Below are 17,050 nucleotides of genomic sequence, written 5' to 3' on the forward strand. Positions count from 1 at the left end.
CCCTGACGGAGTGCGGTCCCGTCTCACTCAATCCCAATGTCCACGACCGTTTTCCCCGCCCCACGCCCCTCGGCTACCTGCGCAAAGGCCTCGTTGACTTGCTCCAGGCCAAACCGGCGCTGATCCAGCTTGATCCGCAGTTGCCCTGACTCAACCAGAGCGGCGGCCTGCCGCAAGATCTGACCATGATGCTCGCGCCCCTTGCCGGTCAGCAGCGGCATCAACGTAAACACCCCGGAATAGCTCGCCCCCCGAAACGACAGCGGCGCGAGGCTATGTTGGCCCCAGCCGAGGCAACTGAGCACATGGCCGGTGTAGGTCTTTACCGCGTTGAAGGACGCATCCAGGGTCGGGCCGCCAACGGTGTCGTAGACAATGTCGAAGCCTTCGCCATCGGTGTACTGGCGCACGTAGCTGTCGGTGTCCTGGGTCCGGTAGTCGATGGCTGACGCGCCCAGTTCGCGGATGAAAGCCTGGCTGTCGGCCGAGCCCGTGGCGTAGACCTCGGCGCCACGGGCCTTGGCGATTTGCACGGCCATTTGACCGACGCCGCCCGCCCCGCCATGAATCAACACCTGTTGCCCGGCCCGAACGTTGGCGCGATCGACCAAGCCTTCCCAGGCCGTAATGAATGCCAGCGGCAAGGCGGCCGCTTCGCGCATGCTCAGTGAGCGAGGCTTGGGCGCAATCAGGCGGGCATCGACCGCGATGTATTCGGCCAGCGCGCCTTGGGCCCCGCCGATCCCGCCGGCCATGCCGAACACCTCGTCGCCAGGCGCGAAGTCATTCACGCCCTCTCCCCGTTCAACCACCATCCCGGCCAGGTCGATTCCCAATACGGCGGGCAGCGGCTGACGTGCGTGGGCCCCGCCTCCCGCCGCGATCTTGGTGTCCAGCGGGTTGATTCCGGCGGCATGCACCTTGATCAATACCTGGCCTTTGCCGGGAATGGGCCGGGAAATGGAACGGACAATCAGCGCAGCCTGAGCGGTTTCGGCAACGGCGGCGGACATGGTGTTGTTCATGACGGTAAACCTCCAATGAGTGGGCAGGTTCATAGTGCGAGGGAAGACGCATTCCGATAAGTGAGCAACAATGGATAGGATTTATTCCAGGCAGAGGCTAAATCCAGATGGATCTGTTCGACGCAATGCAGGTGTTCGTGCGGGTGGTGGAGCGCGGCTCGTTTTCGGCCGTCGCCAGGGAACTGAACCTGGGCCAACCGGCGGTGAGCAAGCAGATCCGCGCGTTGGAGCAACACCTTGGCGGGGCGCTGTTTGCCCGCAGCACCCGCCAGCTCGCGCTGACCGACCAGGGGCAGCGCTTCTACGCCGAGAGCAAGGACATACTCGCCAGCGTGGACGCCGCACGACTCAGTTTCGCCAGTGGCCAGGAACAGATCGCCGGCCTTCTGCGCGTGGCGGCGCCCGTCAGTTTCGGCCGATTGTGTATTGCGCCCCTGGTGGGCGAGTTCCTGGCCCTTCACCCACAGCTTCGTATCGACTTGAGGTTAAGTGATCAGAACGAAGATGTGCTGAAGGAAAACATCGACCTTGCGATTCGCATCGGCGCGGTGAAAAACGAAGGACTGGTGGCGATTTCCCTCGGCGACAGCCCGCGCCGGGTGTATGCCTCCCCCGCCTATCTGCAACAGCACGGCACGCCCCTCGCACCGGCTGACCTGGCGGACCATAACTGTTTGGCTTTTACACTGCTGGAGCATTATGACGTCTGGCGGTTCGACCAGGATGGCCGACAGCACAGCGTAACGATCAAGGGCAACGTCACCTGCAACAGCAGCGAGGCGATCCGGGAAATGGTGCTGTCGGGCCTGGGCGTTTCGCTGTCACCGCAGTGGTTGTTCGCTGCCGATGTTCGCCAGGGTACCGTCTGCCCCCTGCTGGCCGATTACCAGCCACTGGCACTGCCCATCAGCGCCGTGTTCAGTCAAGATCGACGCCGCTCGGCACGGACTCGTGCTTTTGTGGATTTTTTGCGTGGGCGTCTTAGAACGACCGGTAGCCAAATAATCGTAAGCGTCGGTGATGGCGACGCTGGAGCTCCAAGCACTAACCTTGCCAGGCATTGACTGCTCATAAAGGCCTAAATTCTAGACGCCACACTCCAACAAAACGTGGCCACTTGTCACAGATTGGAAATCTTGTAGTCAAAACGTCAAGGCCTGGATCGGGTCTTGTTTGATAGCGATTGACTAAGCTCGCTCAGATTGATGAGGTTTTGGTCAGCGCTCGCAGTATCTTCTTGCTGGCGCAGTTGATGAAATAGCTCATATTGCGACTCGGCGTGTTGCTTGGCCAGGTCATGAGAAATTTGACCCGCACTATCAAGAATTTCGCGGTCGTTCAATGTCAGGAAACCATCGAGTTTTTCACCCACTCAGCCATGGACATTGGAATGCGACGCATGGCTTGGCCCTCCGCAAACACCAAGTATTGCTCGACCAGATTGTTCAAAGCGCTGAGCTCTTCTGCCGAGAGGTAGTTCTTGGCGTTAGCGACATCCTGTTTGCGCACCTTGGCGCCGCGCCAGTTGGTCAGTCCCATGTGGGGTTTACCGCTGTCGGCACGATTGTGAATAAGCTCAGCCGCAGTCTGCCCGGTAATTGCCCAGTGCACTTTGTTTTGCACGGTCTTGAAGAAGTTGATGCTGGCTTCCTGAGTCGGGTCGTAGTCCACACTGGTGGCGTAGATGTCGGTAATCTTCTGGTAGAAGCGTTTTTCGCTGGTGCGAATATCCTGAATGCGCCGCGTCAGCTCTTCAAAGTAGTCGAACGGCTGATCGGGATTTTTCAGGCGCTCATCATCTAGTAAAAAACCTTTGACGATGTAGTCACGCAACTGCCGAGTGGCCCACTGACGGAAGCGCGTTGCCGTATGGCTTTGTACGCGATAGCCCACGGAGATAATGGCATCAAGGTTGTAGTGCTTGAGATTGCGCTTCACTTGACGCGTACCTTCCTGACGAACTACTAAGAAATCCTTAGTGGTTGCGTTTTGATCAAGCTCACCTTCGCTGAAGATGTTCTTCAGATGCATCAACACGTTCTCTGGCGTGGTACTGAATAACTCACCCATCAAGGCTTGGGTCAACCATACGGTCTCGTCGACAAAGCGCACGTCCAACCGGGTTCGCCCGTCTTCGCTCTGGTAGATGATGAACTGCGAGGTATTGCGATTGGCGTTATCCGTGCTCATAGCTCAACGACTCCGCCTTGACTAACAGCGCGACCAACCCCCAATGTAGCCCCCTCAATATTTCTATGTACGGGGCCTGATGAATAAACCCCCTCCTCAATCACTAGCCACCTCTTGTATCTCTCTCCAGGCGAAATCCCACGATATTCGCTCCTGCTCTAGACGCACGTTTTGCCCTAGTGTGTTGCGCTTGAGCTTCTCATAGAGGACCTGCTCTTCTACTGTGAGATTAGCCAGCGTGATGGAGGGGTGTGGCTCTTTCTCCACCCCCCACAATGGTTTGTAAGACAACAAAGTACGCTCATCCATCAATATCGTCTTCACGCTTGGCAGATAGCATGGAAGATGGACGCGGGCAGACCCCGCTCGCTTTCGTACAGATGGGTCTGGAGTAGTCCCAGGGTCAGAGGCCCATGATCAGAAGCCAGCAGCCGCCACAGTGGCTGGGTCCGCAACCGACGAAACGTAGCAATGGCTGTACTAGCTTTCATGCAAGGCTCCCCAACAGAAGAGATGCCCATGGTAAACACAAAGTGCGCTGAATCTACCTCGAATCAGGCAGGATCATACTGCTTCAGAAAAGGCCTACAACAAAGCTTACGGATTGTAGTCAGGATTCCGACGCTAGGGCCGAACCATAAACGCGCGCCCACCGCCCCGGGAAATACGCCGACGCAACCACGCCCACCGCCCCCATCACCACGCAATACCCCACGCACACCCACGGGCTCCACGGCACCAGTGCAATCAGCATCAGCGGTGTCATGCTGGCCCACAGGGCATAGGCGATGTTGTAGGTGAGCGAGATGCCGGACACGCGGATCTTCGGCGGGAACAGGCTGACCATCACCGACGGCACCGCACCGACCACGCCGCAACCCAGCCCGGCCACGGCGTAAGCCAGGCCCAGCCAGGCGCTGCCGCTGATCAGGCTGGCGTAGAGCACGGCAATGCCCACAGGCAGCAGCAGGCTGTAGAGCATGACGGTGCGCCAGGCGCCGATGCGGTCGACGATGAGCCCGGCCAGGACGCAGCCGATGTTCAGGAACACGATGCCCAGGCTGCTCAGGGCGAAGGTGTGGCTGGGGGTCATGCCGAAGCTTTTCTGCATCACGGTCGGGGTGATGACCACGAACACCACCACGGCAGAGGTCAGCACGCAGGTCAGGATGGCGGCGGGCAGCAAGGCCTGGCGGTGGTCGCGCAGAACCGTGCGCAACGGCAGTTCCGCTGCGCCTTCGCGATTGGCTTGCAGGGCCATGAAAATCGGCGTTTCGCTCAGCCAGCGACGCAGCCAGACGCCGATCACGCCGAAGACGCCCCCCAACAGGAACGGCAGGCGCCAGGCGTAATCGAGAATCTCTGCCGGTGTGTAGATCCGCGCCAGCGCTGTTGCGGTCAAGGCGCCCAGCAAGTAGCCGAAGGTCAGGCCGGCCTGGAGGAAACCCAGGGCATAGCCGCGATGATGCAGCGGCGCATGTTCGGCCACGAACACCCAGGCGCTGGGCACCTCACCGCCCACCGCCGCACCTTGCAGGATACGCAGCGCCAGCAACAGCAACGGTGCGAAATAACCGATTTGCGCGTAGGTCGGCATCACGCCGATGAGCAGGCACGGCAAGGCCATCATCAGGATGCTCAGGCTGAATACCCGCTTGCGTCCCAGGCGATCAGCGAAGTGCGCCATGAGAATGCCGCCTAGGGGCCGGGCCAGGTAGCCGGTGGCAAAAATCCCGAAGCTTTGCAGCAGGCGCAGCCAATCGGGCATTTCCGGCGGGAAGAACAACTGGCTGAGAGTCAGGGCGAAGAAGACGAAGATGATGAAATCGTAGATCTCCAGCGCACCGCCCAAGGCGGCCAGGCCCAGGGTCTTGTAATCGGATCGGCTGAATCGGTCACCGGGTAGAACAGGGGTGGCAGTCATAGGCAGATTTGAACGATAAGTTAAAAGAGGGCGACGGCTCAGGCGTCGCGATCAGTGTCCACCGGTTGAACCGGTGGCTGGCCTGGCTCGGCGTCTTCGGCCTCGTCGGCAGGCAGGAAATCCTTGCGGCTCTGGGCGATGGCCCGGCGTATTTCGTCGCCCTTGGTGGGGCAGTTCAGGAGGCGGGCGATGCCGTCGGGTTTCTGCGTCATCGCCATCCTCCGGCATGAGTGAACAGGGGCTCGATAGTGCTCGCTTTTGGCGCGTGATGCCAATTTTGTGTCTGGATGGCGCCATTGTGGCAAGGGGTGCTTTGCACCCCAACGGGGATAAATCCCCTCTCCACAGGGGGTTGTGTCGTCTTGGGTCAGCGGTGGTAGCGGCGCACTACGCTACTGTTGCGCAGCACGTGGCCTTTGATTTTTTCCATCAGTTGGGCGCGTGTGAGGTCGGCGGGCAGTGCTTCCGGCGGCAGGTCCAGGGCGAAAAGCTGGATCAGGTAGTGGTGAGCGCTGTCGCCGACAGGCGGGCAAGGACCGATGTAGCCGTGGGTGTTCTTGCTGTTGATACCACTCATGCCTTCCAACGAGGACTTGGTGCCGGCGCCCGCCGGAATCTGCCGCGTGGTGGCCTTGATGCCGTAGTGGACCCAGTGGTCGACACCTTGGCCCCTTTGGCCGTCCGGGTCCAACATGACGATGGCGTAGCTGAGGGTGCCGGGTGGGCCGGCGTTCCAACTCAGGGCCGGAGAAATATTCTTGCCACCACAGGTGTTGGCATCACTGGCTGCCGCCGCCGTGAAGAGGCGGTCGTCCGACACACCGGGGATGCTGAGGGTAAAACGCTCCTCGGCCTGGACAGCCCCCTGTGCGCACAGCACCAGGGCGACGGCCGCCAGCCAAGGGGAGAAAAAATTCAATCGGGTCATACCGGGGGCACCTTGTGCGTGTCTGGCCATGGACGGCTTGCGAACTATAGCCGCAGCTTCGCCAAGGTTGCAGTGACAATTATGCTGAAACTCGCTCCGTTCCTGCGACTCCAAAGGGAAACGCCTGCCGGAGAATGACCATGTCTCTGCATCAAGTCGCCCGTTTCGCCGACGTTCGTGAAGACCGCGGCCTTGAAGTCAAAATCGACGACACGTCCATCCTGCTGTTGCGCTCCGGTGATCAAGTGCGCGCCTTCCAAGGCAAATGCCCGCATGCCGGCGCACCACTGGCCAAGGGCGCGGTGTGCCACGGACGGTTGATTTGCCCCTGGCACAAGGCCGCGTTCCGCACGGAAGACGGCGCCCTGTGCGAACCGCCGGCCCTCGACAGCCTGGCGCGCTACCACGTCGAGGTCCGGGACGGTGACGTCTGGGTCGACGATCAACCATTGCCAACCGATAAAGTCCCGCCGGCCGATGACGCACGCACGTTTGTCATCATCGGCGCCGGTGCCGCCGGCACGGCTTGCGCGGCGGCGTTGCGCGAGAAGGGGTTTGGCGGTCGAATCCTGATGATCGACCGCGAAGCCGAGGCCGGCTACGACCGGACGGTGCTGAGCAAGTATGTGTTGGCCGGCGACATGGCAGTCAACGAGACAGCGCCGCTGCGCGATGAAACCTACTTCACCCGGCAACGCATCGAAAGGCTCCATGGCGAGGTCACCCATTTGGACCCCGACGCTCGGCAAATCCAACTCGCCGATGGCCGGCAGTTGGTCTACGACGCCGCGCTCATCGCCACTGGCGGGGCACCCAAGATGCCAGCACTGCCCGGCATCGAATTGCCGCAAGTCTTCGTGCTGCGTTCGATCGCCCACGCCCGGCAGATTCTCGACACGGTCCGGCCAGGGCAACAGGCGGTGATCATCGGCGACAGTTTCATCGCCATGGAAGTCGCCTCGTCCCTGCGCAAGCGCGAGCTGGACGTCACCGTCCTGGCCCGACATCCGGTGCCGTTCGCTGCACAGTTGGGTGAGAGCGTTGGCCAGGCCATTCTGGCCCGACACCGGGCCAACGGTGTGGTGTACCGCACCGACAGCGAAGCGGCACGGATCGAGGGAGCGCACAAGGTCGAAGCCGTGGTGCTGGATAACGGCCAGCGTCTGGCTGCGGACCTGGTGATCGTCGGCATTGGTGTGCACCCGGCCACCGAGCCATTTGCCGGGTTGCCACGGGAACAGGACCAATCGCTGTCCGTTGACGCAGGCATGCGTGTGGCTGAAGGCGTATGGGCCGTGGGTGATATCGCGACGTTCCCCCTCAACGGCGCGCCTGTGCGCATCGAGCATTGGCGCCTGGCCCAGCAACAGGCGCGCATCGCCGCCGCGAACATGCTCGGCGGCGACGAGCGCTATCTGGACGTGCCGTTTTTCTGGACCTATCACTTTGGCAAACGCTACGACTATCTTGGCCACGCTGAACATTGGGACGAAGTGGAATTCAAGGGCACGCCCGAGCATCCGCCTTTCATTGCCCTGCTGGGCAAGGACGGCCTCGTAGCCGCTGCAGTGGCCTGTGATGAAGGCCGGGCCATGGCGGCGTTGGCCCAGCGCATGAAACAACCGTTGCCGCTGGACGAGGCATGGCGGCTGGTTCGGGATTTCTCTTCGTAGATCTGCCCCCCAAAAAATCCCCTGTGGGAGCGGGCTTGCTCGCGAAAGCGTCGGCACGGCTTGCATCAATGTACGGAGTGATCGGCCGGCAGGTGAATCACGCCCGGCCGCTCCAGTGGCGCCAGGGGCGGTGGCTGCAAGTCGGGGCTGAGCAAGTGGAAGTGCGGCACGACGTGGCTGATGTCGCCGTCCTGATTGTTGTGAATAGTCTTCGAGCCGGGCTGGCGCAGCGTGTCCAGGCGCTCGTCGGTCAACTTGAAACTGGCGCTCAAGCCCTGGTCATTCACGACCGGGGCCGGCGACCGGCGCTGGGCGAAGCTGCGACTTTTACGCTGTTGGTAACGCGCCCAGGTAATCAACAGCACCGCGTTGACCAAGGCGATCCATCCATAGACCTGCAAGGTCCCCAGGGTATCGAACAGTGACCCTCCCGGGCGCGGACCGGCCTGGCTCGCGAACAGCGGCCACAGTCCATTGACCAGCAAGTACAACAACCCCACCCACGCCAGTACGGTAAAAAACGCATCGATGAGCACCAGAAAAGGCCGTTGCCGGGTCCTGATAATTTTCATCGGATCACTTCCTCTTCCTGATCATCGAACGGTTTGATACCGCGATCCGGACTGATCCAGCGCGCACGCTTCTGATGCTGCCCGAACAGCACTTTTGGAAAGCTCACCAGAGTGGTGAAGAGGCTGATCAGCCAGAACACCAACGGGTACCAGACCACCCAGAACATGATGTGCCACAGGCCTTTTTCGTAGCGGCGGTCGATCAGGATGCTCACCGCGAACTGCAGCAGGCACACCACGGCCAGCAGCAGCCCGGTGAAGGCTGGCGGCATGAGGTGATCGACCGCGATGGCCTCTGGCATTTCGACGAATTTGCCAGCCCCCCAGAAAATCACCGACAGCAGGAACGTGAACGCCCAACCGGTGGACAGGCAATATTCGAACAACAGTGGCCACAGGTAGCGGTGGCGATACTGCCAGATGCCACGGATGTTCTTGAACAACACCTCGGCGCCCCCCTGGGCCCAGCGCAGTCGTTGCCGCCACAGGCCACGCAGGGTTTCGGGCATGAGGATCCAGCACAGCGCGCGCGGCTCGTAGAAGATGCTCCAGTGATCCAGTTGCAGCTTCCAACTGATGTCGATGTCTTCGGTGATCATGTCCGGGCTCCAGTAGCCAACCCGGTGCAGGGCGGAGCGACGGAACGCGACGATTACGCCAGACACGGTGAAGATCCGCCCGAACACCCGTTGAGTGCGCTTGATCAGGCCGATGATCGAGGAAAACTCGCCGACCTGGACCCGGCCTATCAAGGTCGAGCGGGTACGGATGCGCGGGTTGCCGGTCACCGCGCCGAGGCGGGCGTTGTCCAGCATCGGCGCCACCAGGTAGGCACAGGTGTTCGGCGCCAGCAGCGCGTCACCGTCGATGCACACCAGGTATTCACTGCGCGCCGCGATGGCGCCCATGCGCAGGGCCACGGCCTTGCCCTGGTTTTCCGCCAGGTGCAGGACGCGCAGGCGCGGGTCTTCACCCGCCAGCTGATCGAGCATCTGGGCCGTGTTGTCCTTCGAGCCGTCGTTGATGGCGATGACTTCGATGTTCGGGTAATGCTGGCCCAGCGCCGCGTGAATGGTGTCGGCGACGTTGTCGCCTTCGTTGAAGCACGGGATCAGGATACTGATCAACGGCTCGCCGGCCAGGGGCGGTGGCAAGGTGTCGTCCTTCCACGGCCAGTGGCGCTCCCAGTGCAGCCAGAAGTACAGGCCGCCGGCGATCCACAGCCCGGACATGAACAGCGGGTAAAAGAACACGAAGTCCATCAGGAATTGCCCGGTGACCAGGAAGATCAGGCCCAGGGGCACCCCAAGGACGATCGCCAGCACCAGCAGAGCGAGCAGTCTGTCGAGCATGTCAAGGATTCCACTTGTTGGAGAGCGCCGGCCGCACGGTTTTCACAGCGGGCTGGTCTTCGATGAAGTTGTCCGGGTAGTAGCCGAAACTGGTCACGCCTTTGCGCTTGAGGCGCCCCATCCAGTCGGCCAGTTGCTCGCCGTCGATATCGCTGACCGGCTTGCTGTGCCAGTCCCGGGCCTGCAGTTCGAACACCGTGCGCTTGAGCGCGCCGGGACGGGCCTTGACGGTGTCCACCAGGCGCTCGAGCCAGGGACCGGATTGCTGGCGGGTCTGGTTTTCCATCAACGGCATAGCCATCGGCGCCGTCCAGTCATAGGCGCCGAGGAAGTCGTCGAGGTTCTGGGCGAACCAGGCTTCGCTTTGCGGGTTGAGCATCGGTTCGGCAAAGATATTGCGCGCCGTCAGGATCTGCGGACCACGAATCGCCCGGACCTTGGCGGTCAGCTCATGGGTGAAGTCGATCAGGTAGCGGCTCTTGAAGCGGGTCCAGCGTTGCATCGCTACAGGATCGGCCCGCAGGGCGGCAATGGACGTCGGCAAGCCGTGGGCGGCATAGACTTTCAGGGCCGCGGGACTGGCGTCCTCGAAATCGGAGAACACCGCGTCGTCATGGTACAAAACGCCATCCAATGAGCTCATCCGCGCCAGATCCTGGTAGATCTCGCCAATGACCTTGCGCACGTTCGGGTCGAACGGCGACAAACGCACGTACTGGTCCGGGGCAACGCCAGTCTTGCCGGTTTCCGGATCCCAGCGCTGTACCCGCGAAAGCTTTGCGTCCAGGGCGAAACTGAGCACCGGCATCCAGGCATAGACCTTGGCGTTGGCCCGAGTGCGCAGTTGCCAGGCGACACGGTCGAACAGGTCGGCGCGTACCGGCAGGTGGCGGTTGGGGAAGTACAACGAGTGCACCAGGCCATCGCCTTTCGGATCGGCAAAGGCTTGCAGGAACACCGTATTGGCGCCCAGGTCGGAAATACGCTGGACCAACTGGCCGACGTTGGCCTCCTGCTGCACCGGATCCGGGTCATAGACGTAGTCCAGGTCGACATGCACCACGCGCATCGGGTCCATCGTCTGCACCGACACGATGCTTTCGGCGAAATGGGCACCATCCGGATCGGACGCCACCAGGAAGCGTGGGCCGCTCATCAGGTTATCCAGGCTATCGAGACCATCCTCCAGGGTCAGGGCCATTTGATAGCCCTCGTTGCCAATCACCTGCAACGCAGTACCGTCGGCTTCACCGTACGGCCAGACCCAGACACGCGGGCTGTAGCCAGTGACCTTGCGGATCTTCTCGGAAATGGCCGCCACGTCCTTGCGCAAGCGAGCCTGGAACTCGGCCTCGGTCTCGTAACGACCGGTGGCGGGGTCGTAGCGCCGGGTGGTCGCAGCGGGTTGCTGGTTGCCCTGCGGGTTGGCGAGGATGCCTTTGTGATTGGCATCGGTATGGGCGGCGATTTCCACCAGGCCCGATTTGGAAACCTCGCGAATTTGCTCCCAGGTCAGGAACTCGGAACGCTTGCGTGGCACCCCGGCGAAATCCACCGTTTGGTTCAGCGGCGTATCCACCCAACTGCCGACCGGGGCAAGGATCGCTGGCCAGTTATAGGCACGCAGGATGGGCATGACGCGGGTGTAGAAGCTTGCGTAGCCGTCGTCGAAACTCAGTAGCACCGCACGCGGTGGCAGTTCCGGGCCGCCATTGCGGGCCGTGATGATCTGATCCACCGTGACCGGCTGGTAGTTGTTTTCCCGCAGCCACGCCAGTTGCTCGATCAACCGTTCGGTACGCACGGCCACCAGCGCTTGGTCCGGGTCACGGTCGTCGACATCGTGGTAGGCAATGCCGAGCACATGGTTCTTCGGCCACGGGGCGTCATTGGCCGCCAGCGGACGCTGCGAAGGCGGCGTGAATGCCGGGGCTTGCTGGGCACAAGCGCTGATCAGCAAGACCCCCAGCAGAAGGATGAATCGCGAAATGACAGGCATCTTCAAACTCTTCTAGAAGCGATAGGTGAGGTCGACAAGCAGGCGCAGATCGCTTTCGCGATCGCCGTCGTAGGGGCGGTTGAGCCAGCTCAGCGCGGCACCGGCCTCCAGCACGTCGTTCCAGATGAAACGCTGGCCGTAGCCGAGCAATCCCATGGCCCCGGTGTTGTAGTCGCGCTGGCTGTAGGTACCGGCACCGACCTGGAACTGCTGGCTCCACGTGGTCTCGTAGCGGCGGTACAACACGTGGTTGGCGCTCACGGTCGGCATGACGCTGAAATCCGCTTTCGGATTGAAATAGGGCACTTCATTGGAGCCGCTGTTGCGGCTGGCACCGACTTCCAGACCCAGTTCCACTTGCAGGCGCGGCGTGCTGTAAATGCCCTCGCGGCCGGTCAGCTGGGTTTCGAGGCGATTGTTGCCGTCACTGAAATGGGACGGGCTCACTGTCAGCCGCCACTCGCGGCTTTCATTGGCCCGCCAGCGGACGAAACCGATACCGCCGTTGGCGCGAATGCCGCTGTTTAGCGCTCGCAGCGGGGTATTGGCCGAGAGGTAATCCAGGCTGCCGCCGTACTGCCAGTGGTCGTCGATGTCCCGGGCCACGGCCAGGCGCGCGCCTTGCTTGTCGCCGGAACCATAAGAGTGATTGGAGACCTCGGCCTCCAGCGTCATGTCCCGGGTGCGACGCTCCACGCCCAGGCGCTGCCAACGGTGGTGACCAGTACCTTCCTCGAAATCACCGGTGGCGTAGCCGGCACCGCCGAACAGCCGCCAGTCTTCATCGATGGGCGGGCTGTAGAGCAGAGTTTCGATACCAAAGTCCCGGCTGCCGGTAACTGCACCGGCATCACCATTGCCACCGCCATAGCTCTTGCCGGTGTAGGCCTCGATGCGCAGCTCGGCCATGTCGTGTACCTCGCGCTGGCGCTGCAGACGTTTGACATGGGCGTTTTCCGGGTAGCGGGCGACCACGTCGTCGGTCAGGGCATCCAGCTGCCGCCACTCCTGCAAATCCATGGCCGCGCGGGCCTGGGCGATTTCCAGGTCACGGTTGCGCGGGATCGTCGCCTCGACTTCTTTGAGCAGGTTTTCCGAACGGCGCGGCCAGTCACGGGCCTGGTACAGATCGGCCTGGGCCAGGCGCATGCCGGTGTTGCCCGGGCCTTGGTTAACCAGGGTGTCCAGGCGCGCTTCGGCAGAAGGCAGGTCGGCGCCGTACGTGCCGGCCTGGGCGGCGAGTTGCTGGGCGTCCATCCATTCATCATTGGGGTTGCCGATTGGCAGGCCCTTGAGCTCGATGCGCGGACGCTGGGCTTTCGCCATGTCTTCGGCCAGTGCACGGGCCTCTTCGGATTTTTCACTTTCCAGCAACGCATAGTAGAGCGCGGTGCTGTCTTCAAAACGCTCCGCGGGATCGGCATCCGGCGCAGTCAGGACCCGACGGTACAGATCGACGGCAATCTCCGGCTCACGCTGTTCCAGATAGGAAGAGGCCACCCAGCGCAGGGCATAAGTGGGGATGCTCACGCCCTCGGCGATCAGTTTCTGGTATTCGGCAATCACTTCTGCTCGACGGGCGCGGGCATTGAGCGCGCCCATGCGATCGATGCGCCAACGGAGTACGTCGTCATGGGCCTCGGCCACCGGGGTCCAGGTGGCGAGCAACTTGTCGTAGTCGGCCAGGGCGCGGTCGGCAATGACGAAGCGCTCATGTTCGCTGCGGCTGGCCATGTCCGCCAGGCGCACCCGTTCGGCGGCGACGTCACCCTCCAGACGTCGTTGCACGCCACGGTCGATCAGCCCCGGCTGCAGGCGCGCCAGGCGCAGCGCCGGCTCCGGCAACCGTGCCCGTTGCAGGGCGTAGATGTATTCGCGCGCAACCTCTGGGCTGTTGCCGGCGCGAGTGAAGGCCTGGTCGTATTCGAACAGCGCTTCGTGGGGGCTGTTGGCGCGGGTCAAGGCATAACCCAGTGCCAGTCGACGCATCGGATCTGTCGGCTTGGCAGCGACCAGGGCCTTGGCGCGAGTGACGGCTTCGTCAGGCTGGCCTGCATCGGCCTGGGTCAAGGCCAGGCCGAGTTGCAGGTCGGAGTTCTGGGGGTCGATCACCAACGCCTGGCAGTACAGCTCGGCCGCCGAATCCCAGCGCTTGAGGTTGCGGTAGGCACGAGCCGTTGCGGTCAGCGCCTGGACGGGCAGCGCTCGATTGCGGCCCTGGGTCTCATAAACCGACACCACCTCGCTATCGAGGCCGGCCCAGCTGGCGATCTGCAGGTGGTCACTGATCTGTGCGGCGCTGGCCTGGCCGGCCGGCACCTGGCGCAACGCCGTCAGCGCAGGGGTGTAATGGCCTGCACGGGCGTCGAGCACCATTTGGTCATAGGCGGTATCGGCAAACGCCAGCATCGGCCAGCACAGTTGGCTGCACAGCGCGACACGAAACAACGGGCGCAAACCACGTTGAAGAAAAGGACCCACAGTACGCGGCATTCGTCAGCATCCTTACATGGCCAGCCGGGTCGCAGTGCCCCCTTGCCCATCAAACAGGAAGCCGGATCAAAGGAATCCAGCCAAGCTCTAATGGGCCTAGTCTTGCACTCTCAGGCGGGTCATCTTCAGGAACGCCACAATTCTTCAGAATCGCTACAGATTTCGGCGCAGGGCTGATCGATAGGCTTAAAAAAACCCGGCCCATGCGTGATGCACGGGCCGGGTTTGGGGTGTTGCCCAAGCGTGTTACTGGACGGCGACGCCACCGCCCAGCTTGCTCATCACGAATGCCGTGAATTGCTCAACGGTCATCTTCTGGCCGTTGAAATCGACCTGATTGTTGGCGTAGTGCAGCTTGGTGACAACATCGTTGCCTTCAAGCGTTGCCAGTTCCGAACCGACCGCCATGGCGCTGAACATATCGCTGGTGGCAGTGGCCTGATCGGCGATCAACTTCGCATCCGTCTGGCCTTCCATCTGTGCCTGCACGGTCATCAGGTCGACCAGCATCGGTTTGGAAACCTTGAGATTGAAATCCAGCAGCGCGAGCAACTGACGGCCCAACTCATCCGGTGGCAGGTCCATGGACTGCGGCTTGGCCAGATCAACGATCAGGTTGGCGCGGCTTTCACCATTGGCGGTGCTGAACGACAGGTTTTCCAACGCCACTTGCGGGGCGCCGGCCAGGAGTTTCTCCAGATCAGCCTTGACCTGCGCTTCTTCAGCTTCGGTCAGGCTCAGCTCTGGCGCCGGTTCGCCGGCTGCTGCGGCCTCGGCTGCAGCTTTTTCGTAGGGTTGCAGCTTGGTCTGGTAAATCTGCATCAGCGACATGGTGGCCGGGATGTCCAGGTTCTTCAGGCTGACTGCCATCTGCGCCGAGCCAATGGTCTTGTCGTTGAACGACAACTCACCGATCTTGTAATCGGCACGCCCCGAAGCGCTGGTGCCGCTCTCGGTGCTGCTGTTCTTCATCTCGAAGTTCTTCAGGCCCAGCACCGACTTCGGCTCACCAAAGGTGGCCTTGGTGTTGCTCAGCAGCAGGGTGTTGTCACCCATGTAGTAGCCGTAGGCGCTTTTGCTCAGGTTGCTCGCCAATGTCAGGCCGCTCAGCTCTACCTGCACGGGAGTCTGGTCTTCGGCGACGGTGGTCAGCTTGAAGCTGTCCATATAGCCGTCGGCCTTGACCTTCTGTGCCTGGGCGCTGGCAGCCAGGTCGATTTTAAGACCGGAGAAAGTGAGCTGGGATTGCTCATCCAGCTTGGTATCCACGGGCAGCAGCTCGTAGGTGCCATTGATGGATTGATCGTACCCCAGGTTGACCACACCTTTGAGCGGCGATTGGTCCTTGGTGGCGGCGAACCACTTGTCGGTCAGCGGATTGCGCTCAAGCGCGGTGTGACTGGTGGCCATGACCGGTAGCCATTTGAGTGTTATCAAGCGCGAAAATGGCAGTGGGCCGTGTTCGATCTGGTCGACGAAGAGCAACTCAACCGGCTCGCCACCGAAGATCTCGCCCTCGCCCTTGAGGCGGTAGTGGGCGGTGCTGCTGAACGTTCCACGGTCCATGGAAACCAGCTCCAGCGTGGCGGTGCTATTGGACCCGGCCAAGGCTGTCTGCATCTGCTTGTTGCTATCGGCAATAGCGTTCGTCAACACGCCTTCGAGCTTGGTCCCGGTGTACCAGGCGCCGCCCGCGCTGATAGCTCCGACAGCCACAACGATTCCCAGAAGTACGCTTGCTGATTTATTCATGAGTGACCTGATCGATATCCATGGTTGAAGAAAGCCGTCGTCTTCCCTGACCCGCCAAGGGGGTGGCTCGACGCCGCAAAGAGGAGGGGAGATTACCATCAGGCACCCTTGCGGGCCCAATGTTTATAGGGGTAAAAACGTTTTCTTGAGAGGTGGTCTACGAATATTGGACTTCGATCTCATCGAGCTGATGGTCGAAAGTCTTGAGACGGGCCGTCCAGGTGTACACCAGCACTTCGAAATCGCGATTGATCACTGCCGCGCCCGATGATGAGTCTGCGCGTGAATCGCAGAAGTCCAGTTGATAGCGCTCACGGGCCATGGCATTAGCCACGTCACACAACTCTCGGGCGTTGTTGAGCCAATGCCAGCCGTCCTGGGTGACTTGCTTGTCCAAGGCAGCACATTGGGTTTTCAGGGCTTCCAGGCTTTTTTCCAGTGGGGTACCGGTGAGCTCCCCCATGACTTCCTGGAACGTGCGGCCAGGCTGCCAATAACTGCCCCAGAAATACCGGTCAAACACCGTTTCGACACGTCGCAGCGCAACCTTGGTGTCCCAAATCAGCACCAGTGTCTTACCTTGTTCGAGGTGTTTTTTCTTGATGCGCTGACCCTGAAACGATGCCCAGGCCACGATTGCAATGGATATCACGCCGATCAGCGCCGCGGCGCTATCGAGGAACAACAGCGCTTTATCGATCTGGTGAGTGAGCATGACGCCATAGAAATAAGTGGCCGAAAGCAGCAGCAAAGCCGCAATGGCGCACCAGAAGCCGGGAGCATAAGGGTTTTTCATTATTGGAATCCCCATGACCAGTGACGTCGCGGGCCCTTGGTCGAGGCCCGACTATCACAGCATAGCAACGGCATTGGGGGTTTGCCGGGGCATCAGGGGCTTGATCCGATTACCGGCCCAAAACGACAAAACCCCTGGCTGCTGATGCAGACAGGGGTTCTGGGAATTCAATCTTGACGATGACCTACTCTCACATGGGGAAACCCCACACTACCATCGGCGATGCATCGTTTCACTGCTGAGTTCGGGATGGGATCAGGTGGTTCCAATGCTCTATGGTCGTCAAGAAATTCTGTGACCAACCCGTTCAACAACAACGTGTCGGTAAAATCGATGACTTCTACAA

The 17,050-nt window shown here is 61.2% G+C and carries 16 protein-coding genes and 1 rRNA gene; 2 read left to right on the forward strand and 15 right to left on the reverse strand.

Translation table 11 applies throughout. From position 1 onward, the window contains the following. Positions 1–23: 23 nt before the first annotated feature. A complete protein-coding gene (locus V7773_RS28490) occupies positions 24–1,025 on the reverse strand; it encodes a zinc-dependent alcohol dehydrogenase family protein (protein WP_336076317.1) in 1,002 nt (333 codons plus the stop codon). A gap of 107 nt (positions 1,026–1,132) precedes the next feature. On the opposite strand from V7773_RS28490, the gene V7773_RS28495 reads away from it, so the two are divergent. Further along, complete coding sequence (locus V7773_RS28495) at positions 1,133–2,089, forward strand: LysR family transcriptional regulator (protein WP_336076318.1); 957 nt, start codon at positions 1,133–1,135, stop codon at positions 2,087–2,089. A gap of 86 nt (positions 2,090–2,175) precedes the next feature. Here V7773_RS28495 and V7773_RS28500 read toward each other — a convergent pair whose 3' ends face one another. The 7 genes from V7773_RS28500 to V7773_RS28530 form a co-directional block, all read right to left on the reverse strand. Continuing rightward, entirely contained in the window at positions 2,176–2,397 is a 222-nt protein-coding gene (locus V7773_RS28500; protein ID WP_336076326.1) for a hypothetical protein, read from the reverse strand. Beyond that, positions 2,370–3,215, reverse strand: a complete 846-nt coding sequence (locus V7773_RS28505) for a virulence RhuM family protein (protein WP_336076319.1) — start codon at positions 3,213–3,215, stop codon at positions 2,370–2,372. Before V7773_RS28505 ends, V7773_RS28500 begins: the two co-directional genes overlap by 28 nt. Before the next feature lie 96 nt (positions 3,216–3,311). Then, positions 3,312–3,539, reverse strand: coding sequence for a Wadjet anti-phage system protein JetD domain-containing protein (locus V7773_RS28510; protein WP_256572444.1), 228 nt, complete (start codon positions 3,537–3,539; stop codon positions 3,312–3,314). Further along, the gene (locus tag V7773_RS28515; RefSeq protein WP_336076320.1) at positions 3,536–3,736 is read right to left on the reverse strand and encodes a DUF3375 family protein; all 201 of its coding nucleotides are present in this window, start codon (positions 3,734–3,736) and stop codon (positions 3,536–3,538) included. The genes V7773_RS28510 and V7773_RS28515 overlap by 4 nt, the downstream gene beginning before the upstream one ends. An 89-nt stretch (positions 3,737–3,825) precedes the next feature. Continuing rightward, the gene (locus tag V7773_RS28520; protein ID WP_336076321.1) at positions 3,826–5,139 is read right to left on the reverse strand and encodes an MFS transporter; all 1,314 of its coding nucleotides are present in this window, start codon (positions 5,137–5,139) and stop codon (positions 3,826–3,828) included. A gap of 38 nt (positions 5,140–5,177) precedes the next feature. After that, a complete protein-coding gene (locus V7773_RS28525) occupies positions 5,178–5,351 on the reverse strand; it encodes a hypothetical protein (protein WP_170862112.1) in 174 nt (57 codons plus the stop codon). A gap of 155 nt (positions 5,352–5,506) precedes the next feature. After that, on the reverse strand, positions 5,507–6,067 hold the full coding sequence (locus tag V7773_RS28530; protein WP_063323519.1) for a YbhB/YbcL family Raf kinase inhibitor-like protein: 561 nt from the start codon (positions 6,065–6,067) through the stop codon (positions 5,507–5,509). 140 nt (positions 6,068–6,207) lie between these two features. Between V7773_RS28530 and V7773_RS28535 the strand changes: the two genes are divergently transcribed. Next, entirely contained in the window at positions 6,208–7,740 is a 1,533-nt protein-coding gene (locus V7773_RS28535) for an FAD-dependent oxidoreductase (RefSeq protein ID WP_336076322.1), read from the forward strand. 65 nt (positions 7,741–7,805) lie between these two features. Here V7773_RS28535 and pgaD read toward each other — a convergent pair whose 3' ends face one another. The 7 genes from pgaD to rrf all read right to left on the reverse strand — a co-directional run bounded on the left by pgaD (position 7,806) and on the right by rrf (position 16,991). Further along, positions 7,806–8,312 carry a poly-beta-1,6-N-acetyl-D-glucosamine biosynthesis protein PgaD gene (pgaD, locus tag V7773_RS28540; RefSeq protein ID WP_072347222.1) on the reverse strand — a complete coding sequence of 169 codons (507 nt, stop codon included), beginning with the start codon at positions 8,310–8,312 and terminating at the stop codon, positions 7,806–7,808. Further along, a complete protein-coding gene (gene pgaC, locus V7773_RS28545) occupies positions 8,309–9,664 on the reverse strand; it encodes a poly-beta-1,6-N-acetyl-D-glucosamine synthase (RefSeq protein WP_092150291.1) in 1,356 nt (451 codons plus the stop codon). The genes pgaD and pgaC overlap by 4 nt, the downstream gene beginning before the upstream one ends. A gap of 1 nt (position 9,665) precedes the next feature. Then, positions 9,666–11,663, reverse strand: a complete 1,998-nt coding sequence (pgaB, locus tag V7773_RS28550; RefSeq protein WP_336076323.1) for a poly-beta-1,6-N-acetyl-D-glucosamine N-deacetylase PgaB — start codon at positions 11,661–11,663, stop codon at positions 9,666–9,668. 12 nt (positions 11,664–11,675) lie between these two features. Continuing rightward, the gene (gene pgaA / locus V7773_RS28555; RefSeq protein WP_336076324.1) at positions 11,676–14,156 is read right to left on the reverse strand and encodes a poly-beta-1,6 N-acetyl-D-glucosamine export porin PgaA; all 2,481 of its coding nucleotides are present in this window, start codon (positions 14,154–14,156) and stop codon (positions 11,676–11,678) included. 246 nt (positions 14,157–14,402) lie between these two features. Beyond that, on the reverse strand, positions 14,403–15,908 hold the full coding sequence (locus V7773_RS28560) for a YdgA family protein (RefSeq protein WP_336076325.1): 1,506 nt from the start codon (positions 15,906–15,908) through the stop codon (positions 14,403–14,405). Between the two features lie 157 nt (positions 15,909–16,065). Beyond that, positions 16,066–16,704 carry an NADH:ubiquinone oxidoreductase subunit N gene (locus V7773_RS28565; RefSeq protein WP_092150303.1) on the reverse strand — a complete coding sequence of 213 codons (639 nt, stop codon included), beginning with the start codon at positions 16,702–16,704 and terminating at the stop codon, positions 16,066–16,068. A 171-nt stretch (positions 16,705–16,875) separates the two neighbouring features. Beyond that, positions 16,876–16,991: ribosomal RNA gene (rrf, locus tag V7773_RS28570) — 5S ribosomal RNA — on the reverse strand. Positions 16,992–17,050: the final 59 nt, after the last annotated feature.

The sequence above is a fragment of the Pseudomonas sp. 3JA genome (assembly GCF_036961705.1).
Taxonomy (GTDB): domain Bacteria; phylum Pseudomonadota; class Gammaproteobacteria; order Pseudomonadales; family Pseudomonadaceae; genus Aquipseudomonas; species Aquipseudomonas fluorescens_Q.